23 protein-coding genes and 5 pseudogenes are annotated in these 26,608 nt (G+C 70.4%); 15 read left to right on the plus strand and 13 right to left on the minus strand.

Annotation, left to right across the window (positions count from 1 at the left end):
* The 3 genes and pseudogenes from AC07F0_RS37455 to solA all read right to left on the minus strand — a co-directional run.
* Nucleotides 1-292: pseudogene (locus AC07F0_RS37455) on the minus strand (ABC transporter substrate-binding protein); the annotation flags it as partial.
* A 379-nt stretch (nucleotides 293-671) separates the two neighbouring features.
* Nucleotides 672-1,352, minus strand: coding sequence for a haloacid dehalogenase type II (locus tag AC07F0_RS37460; protein ID WP_478984560.1), 681 nt, complete (start codon nucleotides 1,350-1,352; stop codon nucleotides 672-674).
* A 56-nt stretch (nucleotides 1,353-1,408) separates the two neighbouring features.
* A complete protein-coding gene (gene solA, locus AC07F0_RS37465) occupies nucleotides 1,409-2,545 on the minus strand; it encodes an N-methyl-L-tryptophan oxidase (RefSeq protein ID WP_478984562.1) in 1,137 nt (378 codons plus the stop codon).
* Between the two features lie 277 nt (nucleotides 2,546-2,822).
* Here solA and AC07F0_RS37470 point away from each other — a divergent pair, with 277 nt between their 5' ends.
* Nucleotides 2,823-4,439, plus strand: coding sequence for a PucR family transcriptional regulator (locus AC07F0_RS37470; protein ID WP_478984563.1), 1,617 nt, complete (start codon nucleotides 2,823-2,825; stop codon nucleotides 4,437-4,439).
* A gap of 5 nt (nucleotides 4,440-4,444) precedes the next feature.
* Here AC07F0_RS37470 and AC07F0_RS37475 read toward each other — a convergent pair whose 3' ends face one another.
* A complete protein-coding gene (locus AC07F0_RS37475) occupies nucleotides 4,445-4,927 on the minus strand; it encodes a MarR family winged helix-turn-helix transcriptional regulator (RefSeq protein WP_478984565.1) in 483 nt (160 codons plus the stop codon).
* 125 nt (nucleotides 4,928-5,052) lie between these two features.
* On the opposite strand from AC07F0_RS37475, the gene AC07F0_RS37480 reads away from it, so the two are divergent.
* From AC07F0_RS37480 to AC07F0_RS37490, 3 genes and pseudogenes are all read left to right on the plus strand, one after another.
* Nucleotides 5,053-6,423, plus strand: a complete 1,371-nt coding sequence (locus AC07F0_RS37480) for a pyridoxal phosphate-dependent decarboxylase family protein (protein ID WP_478984567.1) — start codon at nucleotides 5,053-5,055, stop codon at nucleotides 6,421-6,423.
* Nucleotides 6,424-6,602: 179 nt separating this feature from the next.
* Complete coding sequence (locus AC07F0_RS37485; protein ID WP_478984569.1) at nucleotides 6,603-7,418, plus strand: oxidoreductase; 816 nt, start codon at nucleotides 6,603-6,605, stop codon at nucleotides 7,416-7,418.
* 85 nt (nucleotides 7,419-7,503) lie between these two features.
* A pseudogene (locus AC07F0_RS37490) lies at nucleotides 7,504-7,994 on the plus strand (MFS transporter); the annotation flags it as partial.
* Between the two features lie 176 nt (nucleotides 7,995-8,170).
* On the opposite strand, the gene AC07F0_RS37495 reads toward AC07F0_RS37490, so the two are convergent.
* The 4 genes from AC07F0_RS37495 to AC07F0_RS37510 form a co-directional block, all read right to left on the minus strand.
* The gene (locus AC07F0_RS37495; RefSeq protein WP_478984671.1) at nucleotides 8,171-8,644 is read right to left on the minus strand and encodes a winged helix-turn-helix transcriptional regulator; all 474 of its coding nucleotides are present in this window, start codon (nucleotides 8,642-8,644) and stop codon (nucleotides 8,171-8,173) included.
* Nucleotides 8,645-8,753: 109 nt separating this feature from the next.
* Nucleotides 8,754-9,338, minus strand: a complete 585-nt coding sequence (locus tag AC07F0_RS37500; RefSeq protein ID WP_478984570.1) for an alpha/beta fold hydrolase — start codon at nucleotides 9,336-9,338, stop codon at nucleotides 8,754-8,756.
* Between the two features lie 66 nt (nucleotides 9,339-9,404).
* On the minus strand, nucleotides 9,405-9,998 hold the full coding sequence (locus tag AC07F0_RS37505) for a TetR/AcrR family transcriptional regulator (protein ID WP_478984572.1): 594 nt from the start codon (nucleotides 9,996-9,998) through the stop codon (nucleotides 9,405-9,407).
* Between the two features lie 104 nt (nucleotides 9,999-10,102).
* Nucleotides 10,103-10,603, minus strand: coding sequence for a PaaI family thioesterase (locus tag AC07F0_RS37510; RefSeq protein ID WP_478984574.1), 501 nt, complete (start codon nucleotides 10,601-10,603; stop codon nucleotides 10,103-10,105).
* A gap of 104 nt (nucleotides 10,604-10,707) precedes the next feature.
* Here AC07F0_RS37510 and AC07F0_RS37515 point away from each other — a divergent pair, with 104 nt between their 5' ends.
* The gene (locus AC07F0_RS37515; protein WP_478984576.1) at nucleotides 10,708-11,175 is read left to right on the plus strand and encodes a winged helix-turn-helix transcriptional regulator; all 468 of its coding nucleotides are present in this window, start codon (nucleotides 10,708-10,710) and stop codon (nucleotides 11,173-11,175) included.
* A gap of 222 nt (nucleotides 11,176-11,397) precedes the next feature.
* Nucleotides 11,398-12,411 carry an NADP-dependent oxidoreductase gene (locus AC07F0_RS37520; RefSeq protein WP_478984673.1) on the plus strand — a complete coding sequence of 338 codons (1,014 nt, stop codon included), beginning with the start codon at nucleotides 11,398-11,400 and terminating at the stop codon, nucleotides 12,409-12,411.
* 46 nt (nucleotides 12,412-12,457) lie between these two features.
* Here the strand turns inward: AC07F0_RS37520 and AC07F0_RS37525 are convergent, their stop codons facing one another.
* On the minus strand, nucleotides 12,458-13,468 hold the full coding sequence (locus AC07F0_RS37525; protein ID WP_478984577.1) for an enoyl-CoA hydratase/isomerase family protein: 1,011 nt from the start codon (nucleotides 13,466-13,468) through the stop codon (nucleotides 12,458-12,460).
* 103 nt (nucleotides 13,469-13,571) lie between these two features.
* Between AC07F0_RS37525 and AC07F0_RS37530 the strand changes: the two are divergent.
* Nucleotides 13,572-13,748: pseudogene (locus AC07F0_RS37530) on the plus strand (acetyl-coenzyme A synthetase N-terminal domain-containing protein); the annotation flags it as partial.
* A gap of 248 nt (nucleotides 13,749-13,996) precedes the next feature.
* Here AC07F0_RS37530 and AC07F0_RS37535 read toward each other — a convergent pair.
* The 3 genes and pseudogenes from AC07F0_RS37535 to AC07F0_RS37545 all read right to left on the minus strand — a co-directional run bounded on the left by AC07F0_RS37535 (nucleotide 13,997) and on the right by AC07F0_RS37545 (nucleotide 16,919).
* Nucleotides 13,997-14,566 carry a TetR/AcrR family transcriptional regulator gene (locus AC07F0_RS37535; RefSeq protein ID WP_478984579.1) on the minus strand — a complete coding sequence of 190 codons (570 nt, stop codon included), beginning with the start codon at nucleotides 14,564-14,566 and terminating at the stop codon, nucleotides 13,997-13,999.
* 117 nt (nucleotides 14,567-14,683) lie between these two features.
* Nucleotides 14,684-15,798, minus strand: a pseudogene (locus AC07F0_RS37540) (DUF3533 domain-containing protein).
* On the minus strand, nucleotides 15,795-16,919 hold the full coding sequence (locus AC07F0_RS37545) for a 4Fe-4S binding protein (RefSeq protein WP_478984581.1): 1,125 nt from the start codon (nucleotides 16,917-16,919) through the stop codon (nucleotides 15,795-15,797). Before AC07F0_RS37545 ends, AC07F0_RS37540 begins: the two are co-directional and overlap by 4 nt.
* Before the next feature lie 259 nt (nucleotides 16,920-17,178).
* Here AC07F0_RS37545 and AC07F0_RS37550 point away from each other — a divergent pair, with 259 nt between their 5' ends.
* The 4 genes and pseudogenes from AC07F0_RS37550 to AC07F0_RS37565 all read left to right on the plus strand — a co-directional run bounded on the left by AC07F0_RS37550 (nucleotide 17,179) and on the right by AC07F0_RS37565 (nucleotide 20,984).
* Nucleotides 17,179-17,880 carry an SDR family oxidoreductase gene (locus AC07F0_RS37550; RefSeq protein ID WP_478984583.1) on the plus strand — a complete coding sequence of 234 codons (702 nt, stop codon included), beginning with the start codon at nucleotides 17,179-17,181 and terminating at the stop codon, nucleotides 17,878-17,880.
* A 27-nt stretch (nucleotides 17,881-17,907) separates the two neighbouring features.
* Complete coding sequence (locus AC07F0_RS37555) at nucleotides 17,908-18,789, plus strand: alpha/beta fold hydrolase (protein ID WP_478984585.1); 882 nt, start codon at nucleotides 17,908-17,910, stop codon at nucleotides 18,787-18,789.
* Between the two features lie 145 nt (nucleotides 18,790-18,934).
* Nucleotides 18,935-19,469 (plus strand): annotated as a pseudogene (locus AC07F0_RS37560) (CocE/NonD family hydrolase).
* Nucleotides 19,470-19,712: 243 nt separating this feature from the next.
* Entirely contained in the window at nucleotides 19,713-20,984 is a 1,272-nt protein-coding gene (locus AC07F0_RS37565) for an MFS transporter (RefSeq protein ID WP_478984587.1), read from the plus strand.
* Nucleotides 20,985-21,096: 112 nt separating this feature from the next.
* Here AC07F0_RS37565 and AC07F0_RS37570 read toward each other — a convergent pair whose 3' ends face one another.
* Complete coding sequence (locus tag AC07F0_RS37570) at nucleotides 21,097-22,062, minus strand: LysR family transcriptional regulator (RefSeq protein ID WP_478984588.1); 966 nt, start codon at nucleotides 22,060-22,062, stop codon at nucleotides 21,097-21,099.
* 121 nt (nucleotides 22,063-22,183) lie between these two features.
* Here AC07F0_RS37570 and AC07F0_RS37575 point away from each other — a divergent pair, with 121 nt between their 5' ends.
* The 4 genes from AC07F0_RS37575 to AC07F0_RS37590 all read left to right on the plus strand — a co-directional run bounded on the left by AC07F0_RS37575 (nucleotide 22,184) and on the right by AC07F0_RS37590 (nucleotide 26,599).
* Complete coding sequence (locus tag AC07F0_RS37575; RefSeq protein ID WP_478984590.1) at nucleotides 22,184-23,164, plus strand: fumarylacetoacetate hydrolase family protein; 981 nt, start codon at nucleotides 22,184-22,186, stop codon at nucleotides 23,162-23,164.
* Complete coding sequence (locus tag AC07F0_RS37580; protein WP_478984592.1) at nucleotides 23,161-24,132, plus strand: cyclase family protein; 972 nt, start codon at nucleotides 23,161-23,163, stop codon at nucleotides 24,130-24,132. The genes AC07F0_RS37575 and AC07F0_RS37580 overlap by 4 nt, the downstream gene beginning before the upstream one ends.
* 278 nt (nucleotides 24,133-24,410) lie before the next feature.
* The gene (locus AC07F0_RS37585; protein WP_478984594.1) at nucleotides 24,411-25,577 is read left to right on the plus strand and encodes an FAD-dependent oxidoreductase; all 1,167 of its coding nucleotides are present in this window, start codon (nucleotides 24,411-24,413) and stop codon (nucleotides 25,575-25,577) included.
* Entirely contained in the window at nucleotides 25,574-26,599 is a 1,026-nt protein-coding gene (locus AC07F0_RS37590) for an amidohydrolase family protein (protein WP_478984596.1), read from the plus strand. The genes AC07F0_RS37585 and AC07F0_RS37590 overlap by 4 nt, the downstream gene beginning before the upstream one ends.
* The last annotated feature ends 9 nt before the right edge of the window (nucleotides 26,600-26,608 follow it).

A 26,608-nucleotide genomic window follows, 5' to 3' on the forward strand; every position in this document is an offset into this window, starting at 1 on the left:
GGCCCTGCCTGATCTGCGCCAGCAGCGGAGCGTCATCCAGGTTGAGCACCTTCACAGCGATACCGGTCTCCTGCGTGAACGGCGTGTAGATCGCCCTCTGCAGAGCCGCACCGTAGGAACCACCACTGTCACGGACAACCACCGTCTTGCTGTCCTTCCCACCGGTGCCGGTGGAAGCGGTGCGGCTGGTGCCGGTGCCGCAGGCGCTGAGGGCGGTCGCGGCGGCGAGACCCGCCGTCGCTCCGCCGACGCCGCGCAGGAAGAGCCTGCGATCAATACGGGCGTCTCTCATGGTGTGCCTCCTGGGGGTGGTGCTAAGGGGAAAGAGGGACGGCTGGGCTGGGGGTCTGAGGGTTGGGGGTCCGCCTCGCCGGATCCGAGGCCCGCGCCGGGGTTCGGGAGGGTGTCGATTCGCGTGGCCGTGTCGCGGGTCCTACGGGACGGCCAGGGCGGCCGGTTCCGCGCCGGGGACGACGGTGAGGGCCGTGCATGCTGGGGAAGATCCGCCCCTCGGCCGGGGCGTGGACCGTGTGTTCAATGCGTCGGCCGGGTCGATGACGTGGGCGGGGCGAACGCCCTCGGCCGGGTACTTCGAGTTCTGCGCTGGAGTCGCCGACAAGCTCGGCGGTGGTTCTTCGGGGCTGTCCGTGCGCAACGATGTGCGTCGCGAGTCAGATGCCGAGCATGGTGTTGAGCTCGTCCAGGGACTTCACGGTCACGTAGTCGTAGCCGTGGGTCACGGGGTCGTAGCCGCGGTCGAGGAGAATGAGGTTGCGGAAGCCCATGTCGTGCATCGGCATGTGGTCGTAGCGGGTGTGCGAGGCGACGTGCACGAAGTCCTCGGGGGCGGCGTCGAGCTGGTCGAGCATGTACTCGAACGCGGCGTAGCGGGGCTTGTAGTAGCCGGCCTGCTCCGCGGTGAAGACCGCGTGGAAGTCCGCGCCGAGCTTGGGCACGCTCTCCGCGAGGAAGGAGTCGTCCGCGTTGGAGAGGATCACCAGCTTGTAGTTCTCGCCCATCTTCTTCAGCGGCTCGGGCACGTCGGCGTGGGGGCCCCAGCTGCGGACGCCGTCGGCGAACCGCTTGCCCGCGTCCGGGGCGGCCTTCACGCCCCACTTGCGGCAGACCCGCTCGAAGGAGTCCTGCAGCACCTGCTCGTAGGGGTAGTACTCGCCGCGGACCTGGTCGTAGCGGTAACCGCGGAACTCCCGGACGAACTGGTCCCAGTGCTCGGCGGGGATCTGGTCGCCGACGAGCTCCCGCGTGATGGGCGTGATCGGGTACTCGATCAACGTGCCGTAACAGTCGAACGAGACGTACTTCGGGCGGAACTGAAGCGAGGGAATGGGCATGAGGGTGCTCCGCTTTCTTGTTTTACAGAGGTGGATGGGCGGTCGTGTGCCGTGGATCAGGCGGCGCCGGCTCCGGCCGGTGCGAGGAAGCCGACGGGATGGTCCGTGGTGCCGTCGAGTGCCAGATCGGCGGCGATCTCTCCCATGGCGGGCGAGAGTTTGAAGCCGCTGCCGGAGAAACCGGCCATGACGACGATGTCGTCCTCGCCGGGGAGATGACCGACGAGCGGGTTTCCGGACTCCGTGTAGCCCTCCATGTAGACCGACAGCCTGATGGGGTCGGGATTCAGATCGGGCATCAGCTCGGCGATGAGCTCGCGGAAGGTGGCGAGTTCCTCCGGGCGGACCGTGCGGTCCACCCGTTCGGGGTCGGGTACCGGCAGATAACGGGCGAGGGAGAGGCCCAGCTTGACGGAGATGCCGTCCGGTGACGGGAGCCCGTAGCAGTCGTGCGGTGCGCTGCGCACGAAGGCGGGGGCGCCGCCCGCGAACCAGTCGTGGCGGGTGGGGATGTGCCAGGAGCTGATCAGCCGGCGGATGTCCACGGACCGTGGGAGGTCGGGGAGCAGGGTGTTGATCCAGGGGCCCGCGGTCACCACGGCGGTGTCGACGTGGTCCGTGCCCTGGTCGGTGATGATGTGCACCCCGCCCCCCGCCGCGGGGACGATCTCCCGCACCGGGGTGTAGCGGTGCAGCCGGGCGCCCAGCTGTTCGGCGCGGGCGGCCGCCGCCTGGACCGACGCCTCGGGCCTGATGATGGCGCCCTCGCGGTCGAGGACGGCGGTGTGCCCGTCCGGGAGACGGTGCTGCGGATAGCGGCGGGCGAGTTCGTCGCGGTCCAGTACCTCGTGATCCAGCCGGTGGGTGGAGCTGGCGGAGAGGAGGAGACGCATCGACGGCGAGGCGGTCTCACCCATCACCAGGCATCCGCTGCGGCGTCGCAGCGAGAGGCCGGTTTCGCGCTGGAGCCGGTCCCACATCCGGTCGGCGAGTCGCAGCAGGGGAATGTAGCCGGGTTCACCGAGGTGGACGGCGCGGAAGATGCGGCTCTCGCCCCCGGCCGCGCCGCGGTCGTGACCCGGCGCGTACCGGTCGTAGCCGATGACCTCGGCTCCGCGGGCGGCCAGTCGCCACATGGCCTGGCTGCCCATGCTGCCGGCGCCGATCACGGCGACGCGCTTCGGGATGCGCATGAGGTCGCTCCTTTCGCCGGGCGGCCTGGGTGTCAGTGGTGCCCCGGCACGGTGGGGACACCGTGCGGATCCCTTCGATTCGGGTCCCTTGGGGATGGCGTTCACTCTCGACCCAGGCGAACACGCAGGTCAAGCCACACTGTGTTCCGCCTCGGGACCTTATCGAGACGATGTGTCACGGCGAGCTCGCCGGCCACGGAAAGTGCCTTGCCCCTCTTGCCACGATGATGCGCCGGTGCGAAGGTGACCCCCGATACCTCGGACGAAAGCACTCCCTATGCCGGCCAAACGTCCCGCAACCGGGCAGTTCCCGACCATCACGGAGGTTCTGAGCCTCCCCGTGCTGGCCGAAGGGATGCCGCGCGTGCTGGCCGGCGAGTCACAGCTGAACCGTGCGGTGCGCTGGGTGCACGTCACCGAACTGCTCAACCCCGCCGATTTCCTCGAGGGCGGCGAGCTGGTGCTGACGACCGGCATGCCCCATCCCGAGGACCCCTCCGAGCTGCGTGGCTACGTCGACCAGCTCGCCGACGTCGGCGCGGCCGGCCTGATCGTGGAGCTCGGTTACCGGTACCAGAGGGTCCCCGACGAGCTGGTGGCTGCCTGCCGCGCCCGTGAAGTGCCGCTGGTCGAGCTGGCCCGCGGCGTCCGCTTCATCGACGTCACGCAGACGGTGCACGCGCTCATCCTCGACGCCCATGGGGCGCTGCTGCGCCGCGGCCGGGACATCCAGGACATCTTCACTGCCCTGACGCTGCGGGGCGCGGACCCCGAGGAACTGGTGCACACCACCGCCGAGCTCACCGGGGCCCCCGTGGTGCTGGAGGACCTCACCCACCGGGTCCTGATGTGCGAACTGCTCGGCCGGCCGTACGAGCCGGTGGTGTCGGCCTGGTCCCGGCGTTCCCGGGCCACCCCGACCCCGGAGAAGATCACGCCGAGCGGCCCGGAGGGGTGGCTGATCGCGCCCGTGCAGGACCACCAGGGGCCTTGGGGGCGACTGGTCCTGCTGGAGGGCCGGCTGAACCCGGAGCCCGACCCGGAACACGTCCTGGTCCTGGAGCGCGCGGCGGTCGCCCTGAGCATGGCGCGTCTGGCCGGGCCGGCCTGGTGGGAGCGCCGGGCCCACCGCTCGGTGCTGCGGGACCTGTACGAACGGCGTTTCCGCTCCCCCGCGGACGCCCGCGCACGCGCCGAGGCACTGGGGCTGCCGACCCTCGGGCACCGCCTCTTCGCCGTGGTCATCCGCCATACGCACACCGGTACCGGGGAACACCTCGACGAGCGGATCGCGAAGGCGATGACGCAGACCGGTATTCGCGCCCTCGTCGGCGAGACGGCCCCGGGCCGGATCGGCGTCCTCCTCGCCCTGGCGCAGGCCAGTGCCTGGCAGCCGGTCGCCGAGCGGATGGGCCGTCTGTGTCGCGAGGAGCTCGGCCCCGAGGCCGTCGTCGCCGTCGGACCGGGCGTGACCGACCTCTCCGGGATCGCCCGGTCGTGGCAGGAGGCCGAGCAGACGGCCGAGGCCATCACGCCCGACTCACCCGACCGCTGGTTCTACGTCCCCGCCGACGTCCGGCTGCCGGAGCTCCTGGGCGTGCTGCGGGAGGACGTCCGCCTCCAGCGGTACGCGGAACGCCAGCTCACGCGTCTCATCGAGCACGACGACCGCAACGGCGGCGACCTGCTCCCGGCACTGCGCGCGTATCTGACGGCGGCCGGGAACAAGTCGGTCGCGGCGAAACAGGCCGGCATGTCCCGGCAGGCGTACTACCAGCGCCTCCACACCATCGAACGACTCCTCGGCTGCGATCTGGAGTCGGGCCTGCAGTGCACGTCCCTGCACGTCGCGGTGCTGGTGCTGGACGCGCGGGCAGCGGCGCCCGGCGGGTGACGAGGTCAGGTGTCGCGCAGGGCCGCGTCGATCGCGCCGAGTGAGCCCGTCAGCCGTCCGTAGTCGTCGGGGTCCAGCGGCGCGACCAAGTACCGCTCGACGACCTGCGCGTGGGCGGCGGCGGCCCGGAGGAACACCGTACGGCCGTGATCGGTCGACTCGACCAGGACGCTCCTGCGGTCCCCCGGAGCCGGCACGCGTCGCACCAGCCCGGCTTCCTCCATGCGGTCGACGAGCCGGGTGATGCCGCTGCTGGTGAGCGTGAGGTCGTCGGCGAGCCGGCGCTGCGAGATCTCCTCGTCCGGCCGCCGGCACAGCCTGATGAGGACCTCGAACATCGTGTGGCTGATCCGGCACTCGCGCCGCAGGGCCGTGTCGATCCGCTGTTCCAGGCGGGTGGCGGTCTTGATCAGCAGTCCGAAGTCGTGAACGAGCCGGCTGTCGGCGGCTCGGGCGGCTTCGTCGTCGTCTCGGTGCACGGTGTCCACCCGCCCACTTTACTGCCTCCTCACCAACTGCCGTCTCAATTACTGAGCAATCAATTGCTGAGCAGTCAACGAAATTATAAGGTGAGCGCCGACGCAGGAGAGACAGGCGGCAGAAAGGGAGATCGGTGGACCTCAAGCACTGGCTCGGCAGAGCCAACGACGTGATACAGGAGTGGGCCGACGGCTTCGGGCCCTACGAGCGGCACCCGTCCCTGCTCGTCGAGGACGACCGCTTCGCCGCCACCTTCGAGGAGTTCACCGGGCGGCTGAAGGACAACTACCCCTTCTTCCACCCGCACTACGCGGGACAGATGCTCAAGCCCCCGCACCCGGCGGCCGTGGTCGGCTACCTCACCGCCATGCTGATCAACCCCAACAACCACGCCCTGGACGGCGGCCCCGCCACCGCCCGGATGGAACGCGAGGCCGTCGCACAGCTCGCCGCGATGTTCGGTTACGACACCCACCTCGGCCACCTCACCACCAGCGGCACCATCGCGAACCTCGAAGCCCTCTTCGTCGCCCGCGAGCTCCACCCGGGCCGTGGCATCGCCTACAGCGCCGACGCCCACTACACCCACGGCCGTATGTGCCGTGTGCTGGGCATGGAGGGACACGCGGTCCCCACGGACGACCGGGGACGCATGGACCTCGACGCGCTGGAGGGCCTGCTGCGCGGCGGCCGGGTGGGCACGGCCGTCCTGACCACCGGAACCACCGGGCTGGGGGCCGTCGACCCGGTCCACGAGGCCCTGCTCCTGAAAGAGCGCTACGGCGTCCGGCTCCACGTCGACGCCGCCTACGGCGGTTTCTTCACCCTGCTGGCCGGTGCCGAAGGGCCCGAGAGCCTCGCCCCCGAACCCTGGCGGGCGATAGCACGGTGCGACTCGGTCGTCGTCGACCCGCACAAGCACGGACTCCAGCCCTACGGCTGCGGCGCCGTCCTCTTCCGCGACCCCGAGGTGGGCCGCTTCTACCTCCACGACTCGCCGTACACCTACTTCACCTCCACCGAGCTCCACCTCGGTGAAATCAGCCTGGAGTGCTCCCGTGCCGGCGCCTCGGCCGCCGCCCTGTGGCTCACCTTCCAGCTCCTCCCGCCCACGCCCGACGGTCTCGGCCGCGTCCTCGGGGCCGGCCGCCGGGCCGCCCTGCGATGGTCCGAGCTGATCAGCGCGTCCGACGCCCTGGAGCTGTACCAGGAGCCGGAGTTGGACATCGTCAGCTACTTCCCGGCAGTCGAACCCGCGACCCTGACCGGCGTCGACGCGGCGTCGGCACGCGTGCTGGCGGACGGCATGGCCGATCCCGAGCCCGTGTACCTGAGCACCCTCAAGGCAGACCGTGAGGCGTTCACCGCACGCCACCCGAAGGTCACGGCCGACGCCGACGGCGCACGCATCCTCCGCAGCGTCCTGATGAAGCCGGAGTCCGAACACCACGTGGAGCACCTCCACGACCGGGTCGAACAACTCATGCGGCCGCGCCCCGTGTGACCAGGATCGACAGTGGGCGCAAGGCACGTTCGGCCCTCCCCGCTCCCCCGTACCGCCGCCACTCCTCCCGGCTCTTTGCGGGGTCACCGGACGTGCCCCCTTGCCAACGGTCCACGACAGCCGTATTGTCGTATGAACGTAAGGCTTACGTTCGTAATATAAAGGTAAGGGAGCTCGTGATGGCGACAACTCAGCCGGTGGCGCTCGTGACAGGTGCCTCATCGGGGATCGGCAAGGAAACGGCCCGCGCCTTCGTCGCGGCGGGTTTCGAGGTGATCGGCACCGGCCGCAAGACCTCCGGGCTCACCCCGCCCGCCGGCGTGACGTACCTCGATCTCGACGTGGCCGACGACGACTCCGCCTCCGCCGCCGTCGCACAGGTGATCGACCGGTTCGGACGCATCGACGTCCTGGTCAACAACGCAGGCGTCGGCGCGGCGGGCGCGGTCGAGGAGAACTCCCTCACTCAGGCCCAGAGCATCCTGAACATCAACGTCCTGGGTGTCATCCGCATGACGAAGGCCGTCCTGCCGTACATGCGCGCCCAGGGCGGCGGACGCATCATCAACATCTCGTCCGTCCTCGGCGTCGCCCCTCAGCCCTTCATGGCCCTCTACGTCGCGTCCAAGCACGCCGTCGAGGGCTACTCCGAGTCGCTGGACCACGAGGTCCGCGAGCACGGCGTCCGGGTCCTCCTCGTCCAGCCCGCCTACACCAAGACCAGTTTCGACACCAACGCCACGCAGCCCGACACCCCGCTGCCCCTCTACGCGGAGCGACGACGCATCTTCGACGAGGTGATCGCGCAGGCGATGAAGGACGGCGACGACCCCGCCGTCGTCGCCAAGGTGATCGTCACCGCGGCCACCGACAAGAAGCCGAAGCTGCGCTACACCGCCGGCCCGCTGGCCTCACGCGTGACCACGGCGCGCCGCCTCGTCCCCGCCGGAGCGTTCGACAAGCAGATCCGCAAGAACAACCGCATGCCCGCCTGACCGATGTAGTCACGCAGCAGCAACGTCAGCAAACCGTCCGGCCAAGTCGGACCCCGCCGACATCGCGCGGATCGCCATCGACGGCATCGCCGCCGGCGCCTACGAGATCCTCGCGGACAACGCCGCCCGCCAGGCGCAGGCCGCGTTGGCCGGAGGCTTCTCCGCGCTCGACAACCTGATCGTCACCACCGCCCTCCCCTCCATCCGCGAGGACCTCGGCGGCGGTCTCGAAGACCTCGAATGGACAGTGAGCGCCCACACCCTCACCTTCGCGGTCCTGCTCATGTTCGACGAGTCCCTCGGTAACCGCTACGGCCCCCGAAGACTGTTCGTCATCGGGCTCGGGATCTTCATCGCGGCCTCGGCCGCGCTCGCACCGGGGATGGGTGTACCGCGCGTGCGGCGCAGGGCGTCAGGGCCGCGATAGTGACGCCGCTGACACTCACCCTGCTGTCGGCCGCCGTCCCCGCCGAGCTGCGCGGCACGTCCTTAGGCATCTGGGGCGCGGCCAGCGGCATCGCCGTCGCCGCCGGACCGCTCATCGGCGGCACGCTCACCGAGTCGGCACTGTTCTGGCCAGCGGCGGACTGTTCGGCATCGTGGTCCGAAGGCATCGGCGGCGCTCCGGTCGTCACGGTGGGCATGACCCTGAACGCGGCGTGAGGTCAGCATGGCCGTCGGCGTCGCGTCGCCGGCCTTCGCTGCCCGTAGTTGGACCACTCCCCCGCCGGCAACGGCTCCTGGTGCTCAGCTCACTCGGGCGACCTCATGCGAAAGCCCGGCCCGGGGACGCTCTCGATGTCCTTCGCTTCCACCGGGTGCCCTCGTTCGCAGCGAATCCGGACGTCGACGTGCGCGCCGCACTCGCGGTGTCGCGCCAGTATCGCCGGCCCCTCCGGGTCGGCGCGGTAACGGTCACCCCACTGCAGCAGCCCCATCACGGCCGGCACCAGATCCATACCCTTGGAGGTGATCACATACTTCGGCCGGCTCCGCGAACCGGGCTCCTTGTACGTCTCGGTCGCCAGGATCCCTTCCTGCACCAGCATCCGGAGCCGCGTCGCGAGGAGGTTGCGAGGACAGCCGAGGACGCGTTCGAACTCGCTGAAGCGGGACGAGCCGTACCAGACCTCACGCAGGATCAGGATCGTCCACTTCTCGCCCACGATTTCGAGAGTCCGCGCGATCGAGCAGTTGGACGTGTCCCGGTCGAGTCGGGGGTCCATGCCGGTGTGCTGAAGCACTTCGGTCCACGCATCCATGGGAGCGATGCTAACCGGGTTTTAGTTTACTTTCAGATACTCAGCTATCCAGCGATCAAGCCCCCGGCACCCACTACCGCTCCAGGAAGTCGAGGGCTTCCGCCACGAACCGCTCATGGAACTGGAAGAGACCTCCGTGACCGGCGTCGGGATAGACGACCAGGTCGGCGTTCGGCAGTCGCCGGGCCAGGTCGTAGGAGTTCTTCGTCGGCACCATCCTGTCGCTCTCACCGTTGGCGACGAGCACGGGCTGACGGATGACCGAGAGGTCCCGGGGCCGCGCGAGCCCCCAGCGGTGGATGGCCTTGAGCTGGGCGAAGTACGACGTGAGGGAGATCGCCTTGTCCCGGTCATGGGTGCGCTCCTTGAGGCGGGCCAGGAACTGCTTTCCGGCTCGGCGCCCACCCGCGGTGCGGGTGAAGAAGAGGAACTGCTTCGGGCCCTGAAGGGTGAACGGGGCCCGGACGGTGTCCAGATGGGACAGTCGGGTCACGTTCTCGATGCCCTCGCCACCCGCGGGGCCGGCGCCCGTGAGGATCGGCTTGCGGACGAGCTGCGGTTCGTCCTGCGCGATCACCTGGGCGATCATGCCGCCCATCGAGAAGCCGTGGATGTCGACCTGCTTGAGCCCGAGTCCCCGGATGAAGGTGCCCCTCACACACTGAGCACACCGCACCTACCACCCTGCGGCGGCTTCGCGGACACCGGCCAGGGAGCTGGTGCGTCAGACGCGCTGGTCGGCGGCGTCCAGCAGGGTGAGGGCGTTACTGATCCCCTGATCGAGGAGCTCCTCGGCGAGTCGACGGTCCGTCAGGGCCCGGGAGAGCTGCAACGTCCCGGCGAGCAGGCCGAGGAGACTGAGCGCCTTCACGCGCGCGGAGGGCGGGTCCTCGGGCGCCATGCGGGAGGCGATGCCGTCGATGAGGATCAGCACGCCGTCGGTGTATGCCTGCCTGGTCGCGTCGGTGCAACGCCCGATCTCGTCGAGCAGAGCGGCGTTGGGGCAGCCGTCGCCGAGGCTCTCGCGATGCTGGGGCGAAAGGTACCCCCGCACGATCTGCTCGACTCCGGCACGACCGGGCGCAGCCTGCGCGACGACATTCTCGGCCTGCACCTTCAACTGGTCGGCGAGTGCCGTGGTGACGAGGTCGTCTTTGGACGCGAAGTGGGCGTAGAAGGCCCCATTGGTCAGCCCCGCGTCCTTCATGAGCGTCGAGACTCCGGAGCCGTCGATACCGTCTTGCTTGAACCGGCGGCCCGCCGTCTCGATGATCCGCCGCCTCGTCTCCGCCTTGTGCTCTTTCCCGTACCGCACCACAGCACACGCTCCTTCACCGGCTTCGCCAGTCTATGATATTGCGAGCGTAATCCAAAGAGTCGACAGCGGTGACGGCCTGCCGTCCCTCCCCCGTGCCTGCGGAGTCACACCCGAGGGGCGGGTACCGGGAAGAGCATGCAGCTGCTGGTGGCGTGAGCGAGGATACGATCCTTCGCGTCGAGCAGCTGGGCCTGCGCGAGAGCGGTTTGGCGGCCCTTGCTGACGACCGTGCCGACGGCCCGCACGGGGCCCGTGTCCACGGTGATCGGCCGCAGGAACTTCACCGTCAGGTCGAGCGAGGTGTATGCCACGCCCTGCGGGAGGGTGGACTGGACGGCGCAGCCCGCCGCCGAGTCGAGCAGGGTGGCGAAGACGCCGCCGTGGACGCTGCCGATCGGGTTGTAGTGCTCCTCCCCCGGCGTCAGGGAGAAGACCGCCCTGCCGGGCTCCACCTCGTCCAGGGCGAAGTCGACGGTGTGACTGATCGGCGCCCTCGGCAGCCGCCCCGCCTGCACCTCGCGCAGGAAGTCGATGCCCGCCATGCGTCCGGCAGCTTCCGCCGAGATCGCGGGATCGTCCCAGTGATATGTACGCGTTCGCCCCACGGTCCGGCGCCCTTCGCTCCGACTGTCAGCTGACTTTTCCAAGTGAAGCTAGGCTTCTGCACAGCTGACTGTCAATGCTGAAGTCAGCCCCATACGATGGCGGGATGGAGTGGCTTGAGGCGAGCACGGAGAACTGCCCCGTCCAGCGCACGCTCGAAGTGATCGGGGAGAAATGGACGCTGCTGATCCTGCGTGACGCCGTCAACGGCGTCCGCCGCTTCGACGACTTCCACCGCCACATCGGCCTGTCGGAAGCCGTCCTCAGTGACCGCCTCCGCAAGCTGACCTCGGCCGGCATCCTGAAGACCGCCCCCTACCGGGAGCCCGGCAGCCGCTCCCGCAACGAATACCGCCTGACCCGCAAGGGCTGGGACCTGTGGCCCGTTCTGATGGCGCTGAGCCAGTGGGGCGAGGCCTACACCCTCGGATCCGAGGATCCTGTACTGGACGTCCGCCACACCGAGTGCGACGCCCCGGTCCGCGTCGTCGTCGAGTGCTCTGCGGAGCACTCCGCCCTCACTCCCCGCGAAGTCACCGCCCGGCTGGGAACGGGTGCCCGCCTTCGGTCGTGAGCTGATGAAGTCCATCGACCGCGCAGCCATCACTGCACCGCACAGGCCTTGACGGCTCCCCGCATCCAGCGACGTCACCACGCCTGGCCGAGCAGCAGCCGAGACCCCGGCTCAGGTGGGACCAACACCCCAACTCCTGAGTTTACTTTCCTATACTCAGGGGCTAGCGTCATGGCCATCAAGATGACCACCGGGACCCCCACACACAGAAAGCCGGTCGGCATGAAGGCATTCGTCGTCGAGAAGTACGGCAAGGACGGCGCCCGCGCCGCAGAGCTGCCCGAGCCCACGGTCGGAGACCGAGACGTCCTGGTCCGAGTGAGCGCGGCCAGTATCAACCCGCTGGACAAGCTGGTCCGCGACGGGGAGTTCAAGCAGGTCCTGAAGTACAAGCCTCCGTTCGTGCTCGGCCACGACGTGGCCGGTGTCGTGACGCGGGTCGGCTCCGCCGTACGCGGCTTCGAGGTCGGGGACGAGATCTTTGCCCGTCCGCGCGACCTGCGGATCGGAGGCTTCGCGGAGTTCATCGCGATCGACATGGACGATGTCGCGCCCAAGCCGGCCTCCCTCAGCCTGCAAGAGGCAGCCGCGGTGCCGTTGGTGGCCCTCGCCGCCTGGCAGATCCTCGTCGACCGTGCCCATGTCCAGCCGGGCCAGAAGGTGCTCATCCACGCCGGGGCCGGCGGCCTCGGCTCGACGGTCATCCAGCTCGCCAAGCACCTCGGCGCCACGGTGGCGACAACCACGAACACCGAGACCGAGAAGCTGGTCAGGGACCTCGGCGCCGACGTCGTCGTCGACTACACCAAGGAGGACTTCTCGAGGGTGCTGTCCGGCTACGACCTGGTGCTGGACTCCGTGGGCGGCGCGAACCTCGAGAAGACGCTGACCGTGCTCAAGCCCGGCGGCCTGGCCGTCAGTGTCGTGGGCCCGCCGGACGCCGACTTCGCCAAGCAGCTCGGCGCCCCCTCCTTCCTGGGCCTGATCATGAACGCGCTCAGCCGCAAGGTGCGTAAGAAGGCGAAGGCGCTGGGCGTGCGCTACGAGTTCTTCTTCATGCAGGCCAACGGCTCCCAGCTGCGCGAGCTCGGCGCCCTCTACGACAGCGGGCAGCTCCGCCCGGTCATCGACAGCACCTTCCCGTTCGACCGGACGCTCGAGGCGATGGCGCACGTCGAGCAGGGCCGCACCAAGTCCGGCAAGGTCGTGGTCTCGATGGTGCCCGACAACGGCTGAGACCGTGCCGGCCACCGCCCCTCCGTCCGGCAAGGGGCACGCATGCTCAGGAGGGCAACGTCCGTCCGCCGGACGACGCACCCTGCCAGTGGGGAGTGCGGTCCTTGTCGACCAGGGCCGCACGCACGCCCTCCAGGAAGTCCGGTGTGCGGATGGTCGTGCGCGTGAGGGCAAGTTCGGCGGCAAGGCACTCGCGCAGCGTGCGCTGCCTGCCCCGGGCCAGCAGTGCGTGAGTGATCTCCAGACTCTGCGGCGAGGCCGACTCCAGGGCGGCCAGCGCGGATGCGGCCCAGGGCGTGTCGAGGTGGCGCAGGCGCTTCTCGATCTCACCGAGGGACGGCGCGCCGAACGCCCAGTCCACGTCCCCGCGTACCTCCGCCAGCCCGCTCTGCGCCACCGGGGAGCGGCCGGCGAGGCGGTTCAGGATCACCTCCACCGGGTCGTCGGGGTGGTCGGCCAGAGCATGCCCGACCGCATCGAGCCCCTCCGCGGGGACGAAGTGCGTGGCCAGCCCCGAGTACAGGGCGTCGGCCGCGTCGAGCCGGTGCCCCGTCAGTCCCAGGTACATGCCGATCGCGCCGGGCAACCGCGGCAGAAAATAGCTGGCCCCGATGTCCGGGAAGAAGCCGATCCCGGTCTCGGGCATCGCCAGCACCGCGCGCTCGGTGACGACGCGGAAGCCGCCGTGAACGGACAGACCGAGACCACCGCCCATGCACACGCCGTCGATGAGCGACACGACCGGCACGGGATACTCGGCGATCCGGGCGTTGAGCCGGTACTCGGAGGCGAAGAACCGCTCACTGGCCTCGGCGTCCCCGGCGAGGCTGTGCTCGCGGATCGTGCGAATGTCTCCACCGGCACAGAACGCCTTCGTGCTGGTACTCGCGAGCACCACGGCGGACAGCGGCGTGTGCTCCCACTCGGCGAGCACCCGGTCGATGGCGGCGACCATGCCGGTCGTCAGGGCGTTGAGCGCCTTGGGCCGGTTCAGGAGGATGCGGCCTACGCCCCGGTGGACGTCGGCGAGTATCTCGGCCGCAGCGGTGTCAGTCATGGGTCGTCATCTCGTTTCCGCGCGGGGTGGGCACCTCGAGATCCTGACACAGGGCTGCGCCGACGCCCCGGAACGGCCGACCATGCCGTCCGGCCTACGGTAGTTGTGTCCGACGCGGTTCCACACGCAGCCACCACCGTCCCTCGATGCCACAAACAAGTGCGCGACGGGAACGTACGAGGATGTCTTCCGCGCCAGCACCGCGGACCCGGAGAGTTTCTGGCTGAAGGCGGCAGAGGCCATCGACTGGGATGTCACTCCGCGACAAGCCCTGGACTCCTCGGGCACACCGTTCCACCGCTGGTTTCCCGACGGGCGGCTCAACGTCTGCTTCAACGCGCTCGACCGGCACGTCGAAGCCGGCCGAGGCGAACAACCCGCGCTCGTCTACGACTCCCCCGTGACCGACACCCGCCGCACCTACACCTACGCGCAGCTCAGGGACGAGGTGGCGGCCTTCGCCGGAGCGCTCGCACAGCCCCCCCCCCGGAAGCCGGACGGTAGGAAGCGTTCTGGAGGGGCGATGCGTCAGCGCACGCCTGCCGCGTCGAGCAAGGTGATCACCGTGGGCGCGATGAGACCCGTCAGCTCGTCCGCTCCGATGCCCGCGCGGGCGCTGGCACCATCGAAGACCAGGCTGAGCTGCCGGGCCAGCAGGCCGGAATCGCTCGCCCCGGCCCGCTCGGCCTCGGCGCGGAAGAAGGCGGTCAGGTTCGCCTTGACCCCATGGGCGACCCGGCTCGCGGGATGACTCTGGTCCTTGAGCTCGATCTGCGCGGCCAGGTAGGGACAGCCGTGGAACTCGGGCGCGCGCGACAGCGCTTCCACCTGCTCGAAAACGTGCAGGATCCGCTCCCGGGGTGAACGGTCGTCGTCCGCCGCGGGCAGGAGTGCCGCCACGTAGGCGGAGGTGCGCCGCTCCAGACTCGCCGCCAGCAGTTCGTCCTTGCTCTGGAACAGCTGGTACATGGAGCGCTTCGACACCCCTGCCGCCTTGCACAGCGCCTCGACGCCGATGCCGACGCCTTCTCGGTAGGTGAGTGTGGCCGCCGCCTCCAGCAGCCGCTCCCTGGGGCTTTGTCTCACTTCGGTGGTCATACCGCGAGGTTAACCCAAAGGAAAGCAAATGAAAACCGATCGGTTTCCAAGGTGGCGGCCGTGCGGAGGCTCGGCGAGTGATGGCCCCGTCCTGGGGGAGGTGGAGGGTGGCCTGCGCTATGCCGGGGTCACCGTCTTCTCGGGCGTCGCCTCCACCGGGATGCGGTGCAGCCCCTTGCGGTCGTACCACCCCAGTACGCCGAAGCCGAACAGTGCCGCCGCCACGAGGCCGGCCGCCATCATGACCCAGCCCCGGGTCAGGCCCGCGTCGCCCTGGGCGTCGTAGCAGAGGATCGAGCGGATCCCGCCGGTGATCTGCCGCAGCGGCTCGAATTCCGCGAGGAAGCGGTAGAAGCCGGGCAGCGCCTCGATGGGGGTGGTGGCCCCGGCGGTCGGCACCGCCATCCCGATGAAGACCAGCGTGACCACCAGCATGCCGGGCGTGCCGAAGACCGCGAGGAGGCTGAGCGCGCCGATCCCGGCGACCGCGATGGCGCACACCGAGTACAGCCACAGCAGCGGCAGATGCGAGGCGTCCATGCCCATGATGCCGACCGCACCCGCCATGACCAGGGTGCCCATCAGCAGGGACAGTGCAGCCATGAGGGTGCCGCTGATGGCGAGGGTCTGCGCCCGGGTCGCCCGGATCAACGGGCGGTGCAGGCGCAGCGGGCCAAGTCGTTGTGGGTGTAGCCGAGGGTGTGGTCGACCTGGCAACTGATGACGTTGGCGGAGAGCATGCCGACCACCACGAGGGTGAGTGCGTAGTAGACGCCGTCAGGCCCAGACCGCTGTGCGGGTCGAGCGGATGGCCGTCCTCGACGGTGACGGCGGCCGGGTCGGCGAGTAGGAGGCGTGCCGCGGCGGGCAGTTCCCCCTGCTGGGCGCCGGTCCGCGCGGTCAGGTCGGCGGGGACGACGAGCGCGCCGTACAGCCGCCCTCGCCGAGCTCCTCCTTCAACTCCTTCTCGTCCATCACCTTTCAGTCGATCTTGCCCCCTCCCGCGGTGGACTTCGCGATCGACTCGGTGATCCGAGCTCCCAGGTTGACCTGGCCCACTCCCTCGTCCACGTTGACCAGGCCGACGGGCAGCTTGGTCATGTGATCGACCGGATCGATGTTGGCGCCGACATAGAACACGGCGAACAGGAGCGCGAGTACGCCGTGTTGACGCCGTTGGCGATCCACAGAGGTGTGGCGCACAGGACGCGGAAGGGGGGACCGCCACTTATGACGTACGCGTCTCCCGTTCGGTGGACGCGGCACGCTTCGCCGGGGGCTGCCAGCCGCCGGTGACTTCCTTGACGGGCTTGTGGGGGAATCGGCGCCGGGCGTACTCCTGCGCGGGCGAGCCCGGCAGGACGTAGAGCGTTTCCTTCTTGTCCTGGAGCGGTCGCAGCACGGTGTCCATGAACGACTTGCGGTCGTCCAGGTACGGACCCAGGACGTCCTCGCCGGCGGGGCAGACGGCGAGGCAGTAGCCGGACTTGTAGCCGGGAGGAGAGCTCAGGCTCTGCCACATGGAGGCGCTCTCGGAATCGGTGACCCGGGAGCGGTAGTCGGCGGCGTCCTCGCTGTCGGCCACGGTCTGCGCCCAGTCGGTGAACCCGCTCATGAACTCGCGGTAGTTGTGCGTGGTGCAGGCCAGCGCGTCGAAGGCGCCGTCCTTGGCGATGGCGCCGACCGGGCAGGCCGCGACGCACAACTTGCAGTCGATACAGGGGTTGTAGTCCAGCGCCTGCCCGTACTCGCTCACCTCCGCGTCCACCAGCACGGTGACCAGCAGGACGAAGCTGCCGAACTTCGGGTGGATGACGTTGCGGTGCAGCCCCATCACGCCGAGCCCCGCGGCCACCGCGACGGTCTTGTGCGCCACGACCCAGATCCGCTCGCTGGGAAAGTGGTCCATCTCCTGGGGGAAGCCGACCGACGGATTGAGCGCGCGGTAGCCGGCGTCCTGCAGCGCCTGGGTGACGCCGCGCGCGGCATGGTTGGCCTGCTCGTCGGCCTGGTGGAACTCCTGGTTGGCCACGCTGCGGGCCGGGGAACGGCAGTTGTCGCGGTTCATCCGGACCGCCATCGCGATCAGAGTGCGGGTGCCGGGCAGCGCGGACTGCGCGTACTCGCGCTCGCCGGCCAGGTCGGGGTGGTCCAGGCTCACCGCGGCCGCGTCGTCGGCACCGGCCGCCAGGCACAGCTCGCGCAGCCAAGCCGCGTCGATCACCTCCGGTGGGCGCACCGCGTCACCGGCCCTGCGTCGAGCGAGTACGGCCTGGACCGAGGGGTGGGCGGCCAGCTTCGCCGGAAGCCGGGGACTCGGCGGTTGTCCCTCGGCGTCGCGCGCGGCAGTCATCGGTGCTCCTAGTGACTCGGGTCCGGAACTCGCCCGCCTGCACGACGAGAAACCGATCAGTTTTCACCACCGTAAACTGATCGGTTTCCGCACGCAAGCCCGAGCTACAGGCCGCCCCGAGCCGCCTAACGGGAGCACCGACGGAACAGGGGCGACGAGTGACCAGGCACCGCCTCCGTTTATGTTTGCTTGCGTTCGGAAACCGATCGGTTTATTGTGAGGGAAACCGATCGGTTTCCTATTTCTTGTGGAGGCGGTCATGACCGCTCTGAAGGGCGCAAACGTCTTCGTCACCGGTGGCAGCCGGGGCATCGGCAAGGCGCTGGTGGAAGAGCTGTACGCGCGTGGGGCCGCCAAGGTCTACGCCACGGCCCGCGACCCGCGCAGCGTGACGCACCCCGACGCGGTCCCGGTGGCGCTGGAGGTCACCGATCCGGCCTCCGTGGCCGCGGCCGCCGCACAGGCCGAAGACGTCACCGTACTGATCAACAACGCCGGTGCCGCGGTCGGTGCCTCCTTCCTCGACTCCCCGGTCGACGACGTGCGCCGGGAGTTCGAGACCAACTTCTACGGCCCCCTTCTGCTCACCCGGGCCTTCGTGCCGATCATCGAGCGCAACGGCGGCGGCCACATCCTCAACGTGCACTCCGTGCTCTCCTGGCTGGCCCTCGGCAACTCCTACAGCGCGTCCAAGGCCGCCCTGTGGTCGCAGACCAACTCCCTGCGCCTGGAGCTTCAGCCGCGCGGCATCTCCGTCACCGGACTGCACGTCGGATACGTCGACACGGACCTGGCAGCCGGCGTCGACGCGCCCAAGTCCGCCCCGAGGGACATCGCCGCACTCGCCCTCGACGGGGTCCAGACAGGCGCGTACGAGGTGCTCGCCGACGACATCACACGGCAGGTCAAGGCGGGCCTGGCCGGCGACCTGACCGGGCTGTACCCCCAGCTGGCCAAGTGATCCCCTCACTGAACAGGAGTCAACGAGATGCCCAGCACCAGCCAGGACCCCAGTCCCACGATTCACGTCCCCGGGACCACCAGTCACACCATCGCCCCGCGGGCGGGACACAGCCACGAGGGAACGCTGCGCTACCTCAAGGCGGGCAGCGGCGCGCCCCTGGTCCTGCTGCACACCGTGCGCACCCAGGCGGAGCACTACCGCCTCCTCATCCCGTTGATCGCGGACCGGTACACCGTGTACGCGCTCGATCTGCCGGGGATGGGCTACTCCGAGATCGTGCCCGGGGCGTCGTACGACGAGCCGGCCATGCGCGCGGCCGTCGAGCGGCTCCTCACCGAACTCGACCTCCATGACGTGACGTTGGTCGGAGAGTCCATGGGCGCGGTGCTCGCCCTGACCACCGCGGCCGATCTGCCGGAGCGGGTCCGGCGCGTCGTCGCGGTCAACACCTACGACTTCCGCGGCGGGATCGCCCGCTCCAGCCTCCTCGCCCGCGTGGTGATCAGCGGTGTCCTCACGCCCGGGTTGGGCCCGGTGATCGCCGGGGTGGAGCCCAAGCCCGCGCTCACCAAGATCCTTCAGGGCGGCCTGGGCGACAAGAGCGCACTGCGCGAGGACTACGTGGACGAGCTGCTCCAGGTGGGCCGTCGCCCCGGCTACCCGACCGTCGCCCGGGGCGTGTACCAGGCCCTGCCCAGTCTCATCGCGGCCCGCCCGCGCTACCCCGAGGTCAAGGCCCCCGTCCACCTCGTCTACGGCGAGAACGACTGGTCCCGGCCCTCGGACCGGGAGGCCAACAAGAAGCTGCTGCCCGCCGCCGACTTCACCCAGGTGCCGAAGGCCGGCCACTTCATCGCCCTGGAACGGCCCGATGTGCTGGCCGACTTGCTGAACGCGGTGGCGTAAGCGTCCCGAGACCGCCGTGGTCACCCCCCCTTTCGGGGTGTCGCGTGGGTGGAGACCCGATCAACCATGTCTCGCGAAGGTGCCGTCGCAGGCAATGGAGCAGCACATGGCGGAGATCCAGATCGAGTGCGACGTACCCGCGGAGATGCGTGACGGCACGGTGCTGCGCGCGGATGTCCACCGGCCCGGCAGCAGCGGACCGTGGCCGGTCCTGCTGAGCAGGCTGCCGTACGGGAAGCAGATGGCCCTGGCGCTCGCACTCCCAGATCCCCGGCGGCGGCTCGGCGTGGCTTCATGGTGGTGCTCCAGGACACCCGCGGCCGATTCGCCTTTGAGGGCGAGTGGGAGCCGTGGACGCACGAGGAGAGCGACGGGTACGACACCGTACGGTGGGCTGCCGCCCTTCCCGGGGCGAACGGCTCCGTCGGCATGATCGGCGCAGCTATTTCGGCAACACGCAGTGGATGGCGGCGCTGTCCAACCCGCCGGAGCTGAAGGCGATCGCACCGACGGTCACGTGGTCCGATCCGGACGACGGACCGTGGACGCGCGGCGGCGCGATCGAACTCGGTATCACCGCGCCGTGGACCCTCATGATGGGTGCCGACGCGCTGATGCGCCGGCGGGGTCCTCGATCCCGAGCTTGGACGTACCGCGGGGTGTCCACCGGGCCGGGCTGACCGCGTTGAACCGGTCGATCCACTTACCGTCGGCGGCACGGCCCATCCACGCCGTGGATGGGCCGGATACGGGATTCGGATCGCGCGGAGCATGGCGATGCGGCCCCCGGCGGCCCATAGTCGCAGCTACCCGCACGCCGCTGTCCGGACCAGCCGCCGACGTGCGGTCGTCCCCAGCATGCCGTGTGCCGTCGGCGCCCGAGAAGGCATGCCCACCCTCGTACGCCTGCCCCTGGAGTCGCCATGCCCGGTTCCGTGTCCCCGACCCCGCCCTCCGCCGTGGTCGACGACGGTGCTCCTTCGCCCGTCGCCGTGTCGGGCCCCGCTCATGCGGTGCGCCTGACGCTGCTGATGGTGGGCAGCTGTCTGCCGATCCTGGGCGCGGTGCTGATCGCCCCGGTGCTGCCGAGGATGCAGGACCACTTCGCCTCGACGCCGGGTGCGAAGGCGTTGGTGCCCCTCGCGCTGACCGTTCCGGCGCTGTCGCTGGCGCTGCTGGCACCGTTCGCCGGGGTGATCGTGGACCGGCTCGGCCGCAAGCGCCTGCTGATCGTGGCGACCGTCCTGTACGCCGTGTTCGGAACGGCGCCGCTCTGGCTGGACTCGCTGGGCGCGATCATAGCCAGCCGCGCCCTGGTCGGCGTCGCCGAGGCCGCCATCATGACCTGCTGCACCACACTGATCGGCGACTACTACAGCGGCCGGCAGCGGGTGAAGTACCTGGCGCTGCAGGCCGTGTGCACCTCCGCGTCGGCCACCGCCTTCTTCGTGGTCGGCGGCGCCGTCGGAGCGGCGGGCTGGCGCGTGCCCTTCTGGATCTACGCCGTGGCCCTGGTGATCGCCCCGCTGATGGCCGCCGCTCTGCCCCACCCGGCGGCCCGCGCGGCCACCCACGAGGCCCCGGCCGTGGCCACGACCGGGCGTCCGTTCCCCTGGCGGCCGCTGGCGGGGATCTGCGCCCTCACCTTCTTCGGAGCGATGGTCTTCTACACGGTCCCGGTGGAGATGGCGTACCTGCTCGACGACATCGGTGTGGAGGACCCCGGCGTCATCGGTCCGGCCACGGCGATCGCGAGTGCCGCCACCGTGGCCGGAGCGGTGATCTTCGCCCGGCTGAAGCGCTCCCCGGACCCGATGCTGCCCGCAGTCTTCGCGGTCTGCGCGGCCGGTTTCGGGGTGATGTTCCTCGCCGGCAACGCCCCGCTGCTGGTCGTCGGGGCGGTGGTCAACTGTCTGGGCACGGGCATGCTGCTGCCCGCCCTCCTCACCAGTGCCATGTCCCGCCTGGCGTTCGAGGACCGCGGCCGGGGCACGGGGCTGTGGACGGCGGCCTTCTTCGGCGGTGCGTTCGTCTGCCCGCTGGTGCTGCTGGGCCTGGAGTCGGCGGTCGGTTCTCTCGCCGGTGCGGTGGGCATGCTGGGGCTGGCCGCGGCCCTCGTCGCGGCGGGACTGCCGGCGGCTCGCCGCCGCGCGGACGCCGTCGCCCCCCAGCCGCTGCCGGAGCAGGCGGCCTGAACACAGCAGACGCTGCAGACGTAGCGAACGCGGCAGCGGACCGGCCGCACGCCCTGGAACCCGTCCCCACGGCGACCCGTGGGGACGGCTCGTGCCGGTCCCGGGCCGTGATTCAGAGCCGGCCCGGCGCCGGCCCGGCGCCCTGTCCGGCGGACGGTGCCTCCGCCGTGCCGTGGCCCGTCAGCGTCGCGCCCACCTCCGCGGCCTTCTGCCGCAGCCAGATGTGGGCCGCGTCCTGGGTGTGCACCCGGTGCCACCACATCGCCTCCTGCACCGGCACCGCCTCGAACGGGCAGGGCAGGACCCGCACCGCGGCGGAACGGACCGCCCGGCGCGCCAGACGCTCCTGGATCATCGCGACCCGGCGGGTGCCCTCGACCATGTGCGGCAGCAACTGGAAGGTCTGGACGGACACCTCCACGTGGGGGCTGATGCCGAGCATGCTCAGCTGGCGGGCGGCCGGGGCGTCGTAGGGGCGCTGGTAGACGGCCCAGGGCAGGCGGGCCAGCTGGTCGAGGGTGAGTTCGTGGCCGATCTCGGGGTGGTCGTCGGCGATCATGCACAGCCAGCGGTCCTGGTGGAGGTCGACGAAGGGGAAGCCGTCGATGACGCCGTGCGGCATCAGCAGTCCGTCGACCGTGCTCAGCACGGCGGCGGTGTTCTCCACGACGGAGGGCGCCGGGTGCTGGAAGGTGAGCCGGATGCCGGGTGCCTCCTGGTGCAGGACGCGGGCGAGCGCGGCTCCGAACACGGCCGCGCCGTAGTCGGCGGCGAGCAGGGTGAACTCGCGGGTCTCGGCGGCCGGGTCGAAGTCGGCCTGGCTGGAGAAGACACGCTCCAGCAGGTCGCACGCGGTGGCACTGCGGTCCCGCAGGGCCACACCGAGCGGTGTCAGCTCGTAGCTGTTGCCGGTGCGGGCGAGCAATTCGTCGTCGAAATGGCGGCGCAGTCGGGACAGCGCCGCGCTCATGGCTGGCTGGCTCAGCCCGACGCGCTCGCCGGCCCGGGTCACATTGCGCTCCTCCAGCAGCGCGCGCAGGGCGAGGACCAGATTGAGGTCGAGTCGGGACAGGTTCATCGGGCACCGCCTATGCGAGCAAGAGCCATCCACGTCATGGATTCGACGCATCCATAGGAGCGATTTCCGTGATCCGCCGATCGCGGTCACAGTAGACCGCAACCCAGCAGGAGGAAATCCGATGGCAACGCTCGTGCAACCTGCCGGCCCATTCGCGCTCGGCACGGTCTCCGCTGCGGACGGGGAACCGTTTCCCGGTCTCCTGGCCAAGGAGCGGGTGCTCGACCTGGGCAGAGCCCTGGACTGGGCACCGTCCGACGTGCGTGCCGTACTGGAACGCTGGGAGGAGACACTCCCCGTCCTGCACGCCCTGGCGGACGACGACGCTCTGGGCTGGCGGCCGCTGGACGGCCTGCGCGTGCACGCCCCGCTGGAGCCCCGCCAGATCTTCCAGTCCGGCGCCAACTACCGCCGGCACGTGATCGACCTCGAGGTCGCCCACCGCTCCCCCGACGACCCGCGCACCGTGGAGGAGGCCCGCGCGGAGATCGCCGCGGTCATGGACCGCCGGGCCGCCGAGGACCTGCCGTACGTGTTCATCGGGCTGCCCACCACCATCGCGGGTCCGTACGACGACGTCGTACTCCCCGCATGGGCCGAAAAGCCGGACTGGGAGCTGGAGTTGGCGGCCGTGATCGCCAGGCCCGCCTACCGGGTCTCCGTCGAGGAGGCCCTGGAGTACGTCGCCGGCTACACGATCGCCAACGACCTCACCGACCGCGCGACCGTCTTCCGGCGGGACATGCCCGCGATCGGCACCGACTGGCTGCGCTGCAAGAACGCCCCCGGCTTCACCCCGCTCGGGCCCTGGATCGTCCCCGCCGAGTCCATCGCCGACCCGGGTGACCTGCGGGTCACGCTGAAGCTGAACGGCGAGACCATGCAGGACGAGTCCACCAAGGACATGCTCTTCGGCGTCGCGCGGTTGGTGTCGTACATCTCGCAGACCTCCCGGCTCCTGCCCGGCGACCTGGTGCTGACCGGAAGCCCGGCCGGCAACGGCATCCACTGGGGGCGGCTGCTGCGCGACGGTGACGTCATGGAGGGGTCCATCACCGGGCTGGGTAGGCAGCGCACCCGCTGTGTGGAGGAGAAGTCATGAGCCTGGACCGCCACGACCCGGAGGGTGCGGTCGCCGAGGCCGCCAAGGCGTACTCCAACTGGGGACGTTGGGGCGAGGACGACGTGCTCGGCACGCTGAACTTCCTCGACGAGGCCAAGCGGCGAGAAGGCGCGGCACTGGTGCGCCGGGGCGTGAGCTTCTCCCTCTCGCAGCGGTTCGACATGGACGGCCCGCAGAAGGGCTGGCGCAGGCGCACCAACCCGGTGCACACCATGCTCGACACCGGCACCGACGCGGCGCTGGGCAACCAGGGCTTCCCGCACGGTATCGGCGGCGCGGACGACGTGATCGCGATGCCGCTGCAGTGCTCCACCCAGTGGGACGGGCTCGGGCACATCTTCGACCACGGCAAGGCGTGGAACGGGCGGGCGGCCGAGAAGGTGGTCACCTCCGACGGTGACCTTGTCACCGGCATCGAGCACATGGCCCCGTACGTGGCCGGTCGGGGCGTACTCCTGGACGTGGCCCGGGTCATCGGCGACGACGACGGCAGGCCGGAACTGCCCGACGGTTTCGCGATCACCACGGAGCACCTGACCGCGACCGCCGAGGCCCACGGCGTGAGCGTCGGACGCGGCGACATCGTCCTCGTCCGCACCGGGCGCCTCGCCCGCGCCCGGCGTGACGGCTGGGGCGACTACGCGGGCGGCCCCGCGCCCGGTCTGTCGTTCACCACCGCCGGCTGGCTGCACCGTACCGAGACCGCCGCGATCGCCACCGACACCTGGGGCTTCGAGGTACGGCCGAACGAGTTCGACAACGCCTTCCAGCCGCTGCACCAGGTCGTCATCCCCAACATGGGCCTGCTGATCGGCGAGATGTGGGACCTGGACGCCCTCGCCGAGGACTGCGCGGCGGACGGCGTGTACGAGTTCTGGCTGACCGCCGCACCGCTGCCCATCACCGGAGCCGTCGGCTCCCCGGTCAACCCCATCGCCGTCAAGTAACCCGCCCGGCCGACGACGCGCTCAGCCGCCCAGCGACCGGCCGCCAACCCGGTGCTCGCCGACCGCCCCGGCACCCGGCCGCCGACCCGCTCGGCCGCCGGCCATCGGCGCCGACCCGCCGCGTGCGGCGCCACCCTCCCCTGACAGCAGCGGCGCACCCGGTCCCGCACACCGTCCCGACCTCGCACCCCGTCCCCACCCCCGGCCCGCGCTCCCAGCGGGCGAGCCGCACACCGCCGCCCGAAGCCGCGCGGCCCAACCTCGGGAGGTTCCCCGACATGGCTGACACCCTCACCCACTCCCGACCTCGCTCGAGCGGGGGGAGCCCCACCGTCCTCGTCATCGGCGGGGGCGCCTCCGGCAACGCCGTCACCATCCTGCTGCGCCGTGCCGGTGTCAGCGTGGACCTGATCGAGGCCAAGCCCGACTGGAACGCCACCACCGGCTCCGGTATCACCCTCCAGGGCAACGCCCTGCGCGTCCTGCGCGAACTGGGCGTGTGGGAGCAGGTGAGCGCCTCGGGATTCGCCTTCGGCTCGCTGGGCATGACCGCCCCCGACGGCACCGTCCTCTTCGTGGCCGAGGACCTCCAGACCGGCGGCGACGACCTGCCCGCCACCCTCGGCATGCAGCGCCCGCGGCTCCAGCAGATCCTCATCGACGCGGTCCGCGCCTCCGGCGCCGACGTCCGCCTGGGCACCACCGTCGACACCCTGGAACAGGACGCCGACGGCGTCTCGGTCCGCTTCAGCGACGGCACCGAGGGCCGCTACGACCTGGTGATCGCCGCGGACGGCCTGAACTCCGCCACCCGCGCCGCGGTCGGCATCACCGACAGACCCGAGCCCACCGGCATGGCGATCTGGCGCATCGCGGCCCCCCGCCCCGAGGGCCTGACCCGCACGGACCTGGCGTACGGCGGCCCCGCCTACATCGCGGGCTACTGCCCCACCAGCGAGAACACCATCTACGCGTACGTCGTCGAGGCCAGCCGCGACCGGGCCTCCATCGACCCGGCCACGTACGCGGACGAGATGCGTCGGCTGGCCCAGGCCTACGGCGGTTTCTGGCCCGAGATCACGAAACACATCGACGACCCGGCCAAGGTCAACTACACCTGGTTCCACCGCCACCTCGTGGAGGGCCCGTGGCACCGCGGCCGGGTCGTGCTGGTCGGGGACGCCGCCCACTGCTGCCCGCCCACCTTCGCCCAGGGCGCGGCGATGTCCCTGGAGGACGCCTCCGTCCTCGCCGAGCTGCTCACCACCCGCGACGACTGGGACGACCGGCTCTTCACCGACTACCACGCACGGCGCCTGCCCCGCGTACGCATGGTCGTCGACGCCTCCGTCCAGATCGGCCAGTGGCTTCTCGACAGGGTGCGCGACGCGGACGTGCCCGGACTGGTGGGCCGCACCATGAACGCGCTGAAGGAACTCCCGTGACGGAACACCTGCCGACACCGACGATCGACGTCCACGCCCACCTCCTGCTCCCGGAGGTGGATGAGGCCGTCGCCGGTCACCCCGGCCTCGCCGAGGCCCGCGACCTCGACGCCCGCCGCAACGGGCCGGCGGCCCTGGCCGTGAACGGTCCCATGGTCGGCGCGCGCGTGCCGAAGCTGACGGACGTCACCGTGCGCCTCGCTGCCATGGACGCGGTCGGCGTGGACGTGCAGCTGGTGAGCCCCTCGCCGTCGCACTACCACTACTGGGCCGAGCCCCGGCCGGCCGAGCGGGTCTGCCGGCTGGCCAACGAGGGGACCGCGGCACACTGCGCCAAGGCCCCCGACCGGCTTCACGGCCTCGGGCTGGTCCCCCTCCAACACCCCGACCTCGCCGTCGCCCTGCTCGACCACGCACTGGACCAGGGCCTGAGGGGCGTGGAGCTGTCCTCGCACGCGCCAGGGCGGGGCGGAACACGAGCGGTGGAACTCTCCGACCCGCGGCTCACACCCTTCTGGGCTCGCGCGGAGGAGGCCGGCGCCCTGGTCTTCCTGCACCCGTTCGGCTGCACGCTCGACGAGCGACTGGACCAGTGGTACCTGTCCAACACCGTCGGCCAGCCCACCGAGAACGCCGTCGCCCTCTCCCACCTGATCTTCTCCGGCGTCCTGGACCGCCATCCGGGCCTGAAGCTGATCGCGGCGCACGGCGGCGGCTACTTGCCCACCCACATCGGCCGCTCCGACCACGCCTGGCGGGTCCGCCCCGACGCCCGGGACTGCGCCCGTGAGCCGAGCAGCTACCTGAAGCAGCTGTACTTCGACACCCTCGTCCACGACCCGCACGTTCTGCGGGAGTTGGTGCGCGCCGCGGGCGCGGACCGGGTACTGCTCGGCTCCGACTTCCCCTTCGACATGGGCATCGAGGACCCGTTGGGCGCGCTGGGCGCCGCGGACCTGCCCGACCCCGACTTCCACGCCATCCGCGGCGAAAACGCCGCCGCACTGCTCAACCTCGCCTGAGGAGGACCC

Source organism: Streptomyces sp. NPDC045955 (assembly GCF_056430805.1).

Coding starts and splice junctions, on each gene's coding strand:
- AC07F0_RS37520 (WP_478984673.1), top strand. CDS start 11,398: ATGAAGGCATTCGTCGTCGAGAAGTACGGCAAGGACGGCGCCCGCGCC.
- AC07F0_RS37570 (WP_478984588.1), bottom strand. CDS start 22,062: ATGAACCTGTCCCGACTCGACCTCAATCTGGTCCTCGCCCTGCGCGCG.
- AC07F0_RS37565 (WP_478984587.1), top strand. CDS start 19,713: ATGCCCGGTTCCGTGTCCCCGACCCCGCCCTCCGCCGTGGTCGACGAC.
- AC07F0_RS37580 (WP_478984592.1), top strand. CDS start 23,161: ATGAGCCTGGACCGCCACGACCCGGAGGGTGCGGTCGCCGAGGCCGCC.
- AC07F0_RS37550 (WP_478984583.1), top strand. CDS start 17,179: ATGACCGCTCTGAAGGGCGCAAACGTCTTCGTCACCGGTGGCAGCCGG.
- AC07F0_RS37535 (WP_478984579.1), bottom strand. CDS start 14,566: ATGACCACCGAAGTGAGACAAAGCCCCAGGGAGCGGCTGCTGGAGGCG.
- AC07F0_RS37575 (WP_478984590.1), top strand. CDS start 22,184: ATGGCAACGCTCGTGCAACCTGCCGGCCCATTCGCGCTCGGCACGGTC.
- AC07F0_RS37470 (WP_478984563.1), top strand. CDS start 2,823: ATGCCGGCCAAACGTCCCGCAACCGGGCAGTTCCCGACCATCACGGAG.
- AC07F0_RS37515 (WP_478984576.1), top strand. CDS start 10,708: ATGGAGTGGCTTGAGGCGAGCACGGAGAACTGCCCCGTCCAGCGCACG.
- solA (WP_478984562.1), bottom strand. CDS start 2,545: ATGCGCATCCCGAAGCGCGTCGCCGTGATCGGCGCCGGCAGCATGGGC.
- AC07F0_RS37555 (WP_478984585.1), top strand. CDS start 17,908: ATGCCCAGCACCAGCCAGGACCCCAGTCCCACGATTCACGTCCCCGGG.
- AC07F0_RS37495 (WP_478984671.1), bottom strand. CDS start 8,644: ATGGACCCCCGACTCGACCGGGACACGTCCAACTGCTCGATCGCGCGG.
- AC07F0_RS37525 (WP_478984577.1), bottom strand. CDS start 13,468: ATGACTGACACCGCTGCGGCCGAGATACTCGCCGACGTCCACCGGGGC.
- AC07F0_RS37585 (WP_478984594.1), top strand. CDS start 24,411: ATGGCTGACACCCTCACCCACTCCCGACCTCGCTCGAGCGGGGGGAGC.
- AC07F0_RS37545 (WP_478984581.1), bottom strand. CDS start 16,919: ATGACTGCCGCGCGCGACGCCGAGGGACAACCGCCGAGTCCCCGGCTT.
- AC07F0_RS37460 (WP_478984560.1), bottom strand. CDS start 1,352: ATGCCCATTCCCTCGCTTCAGTTCCGCCCGAAGTACGTCTCGTTCGAC.
- AC07F0_RS37485 (WP_478984569.1), top strand. CDS start 6,603: ATGGCGACAACTCAGCCGGTGGCGCTCGTGACAGGTGCCTCATCGGGG.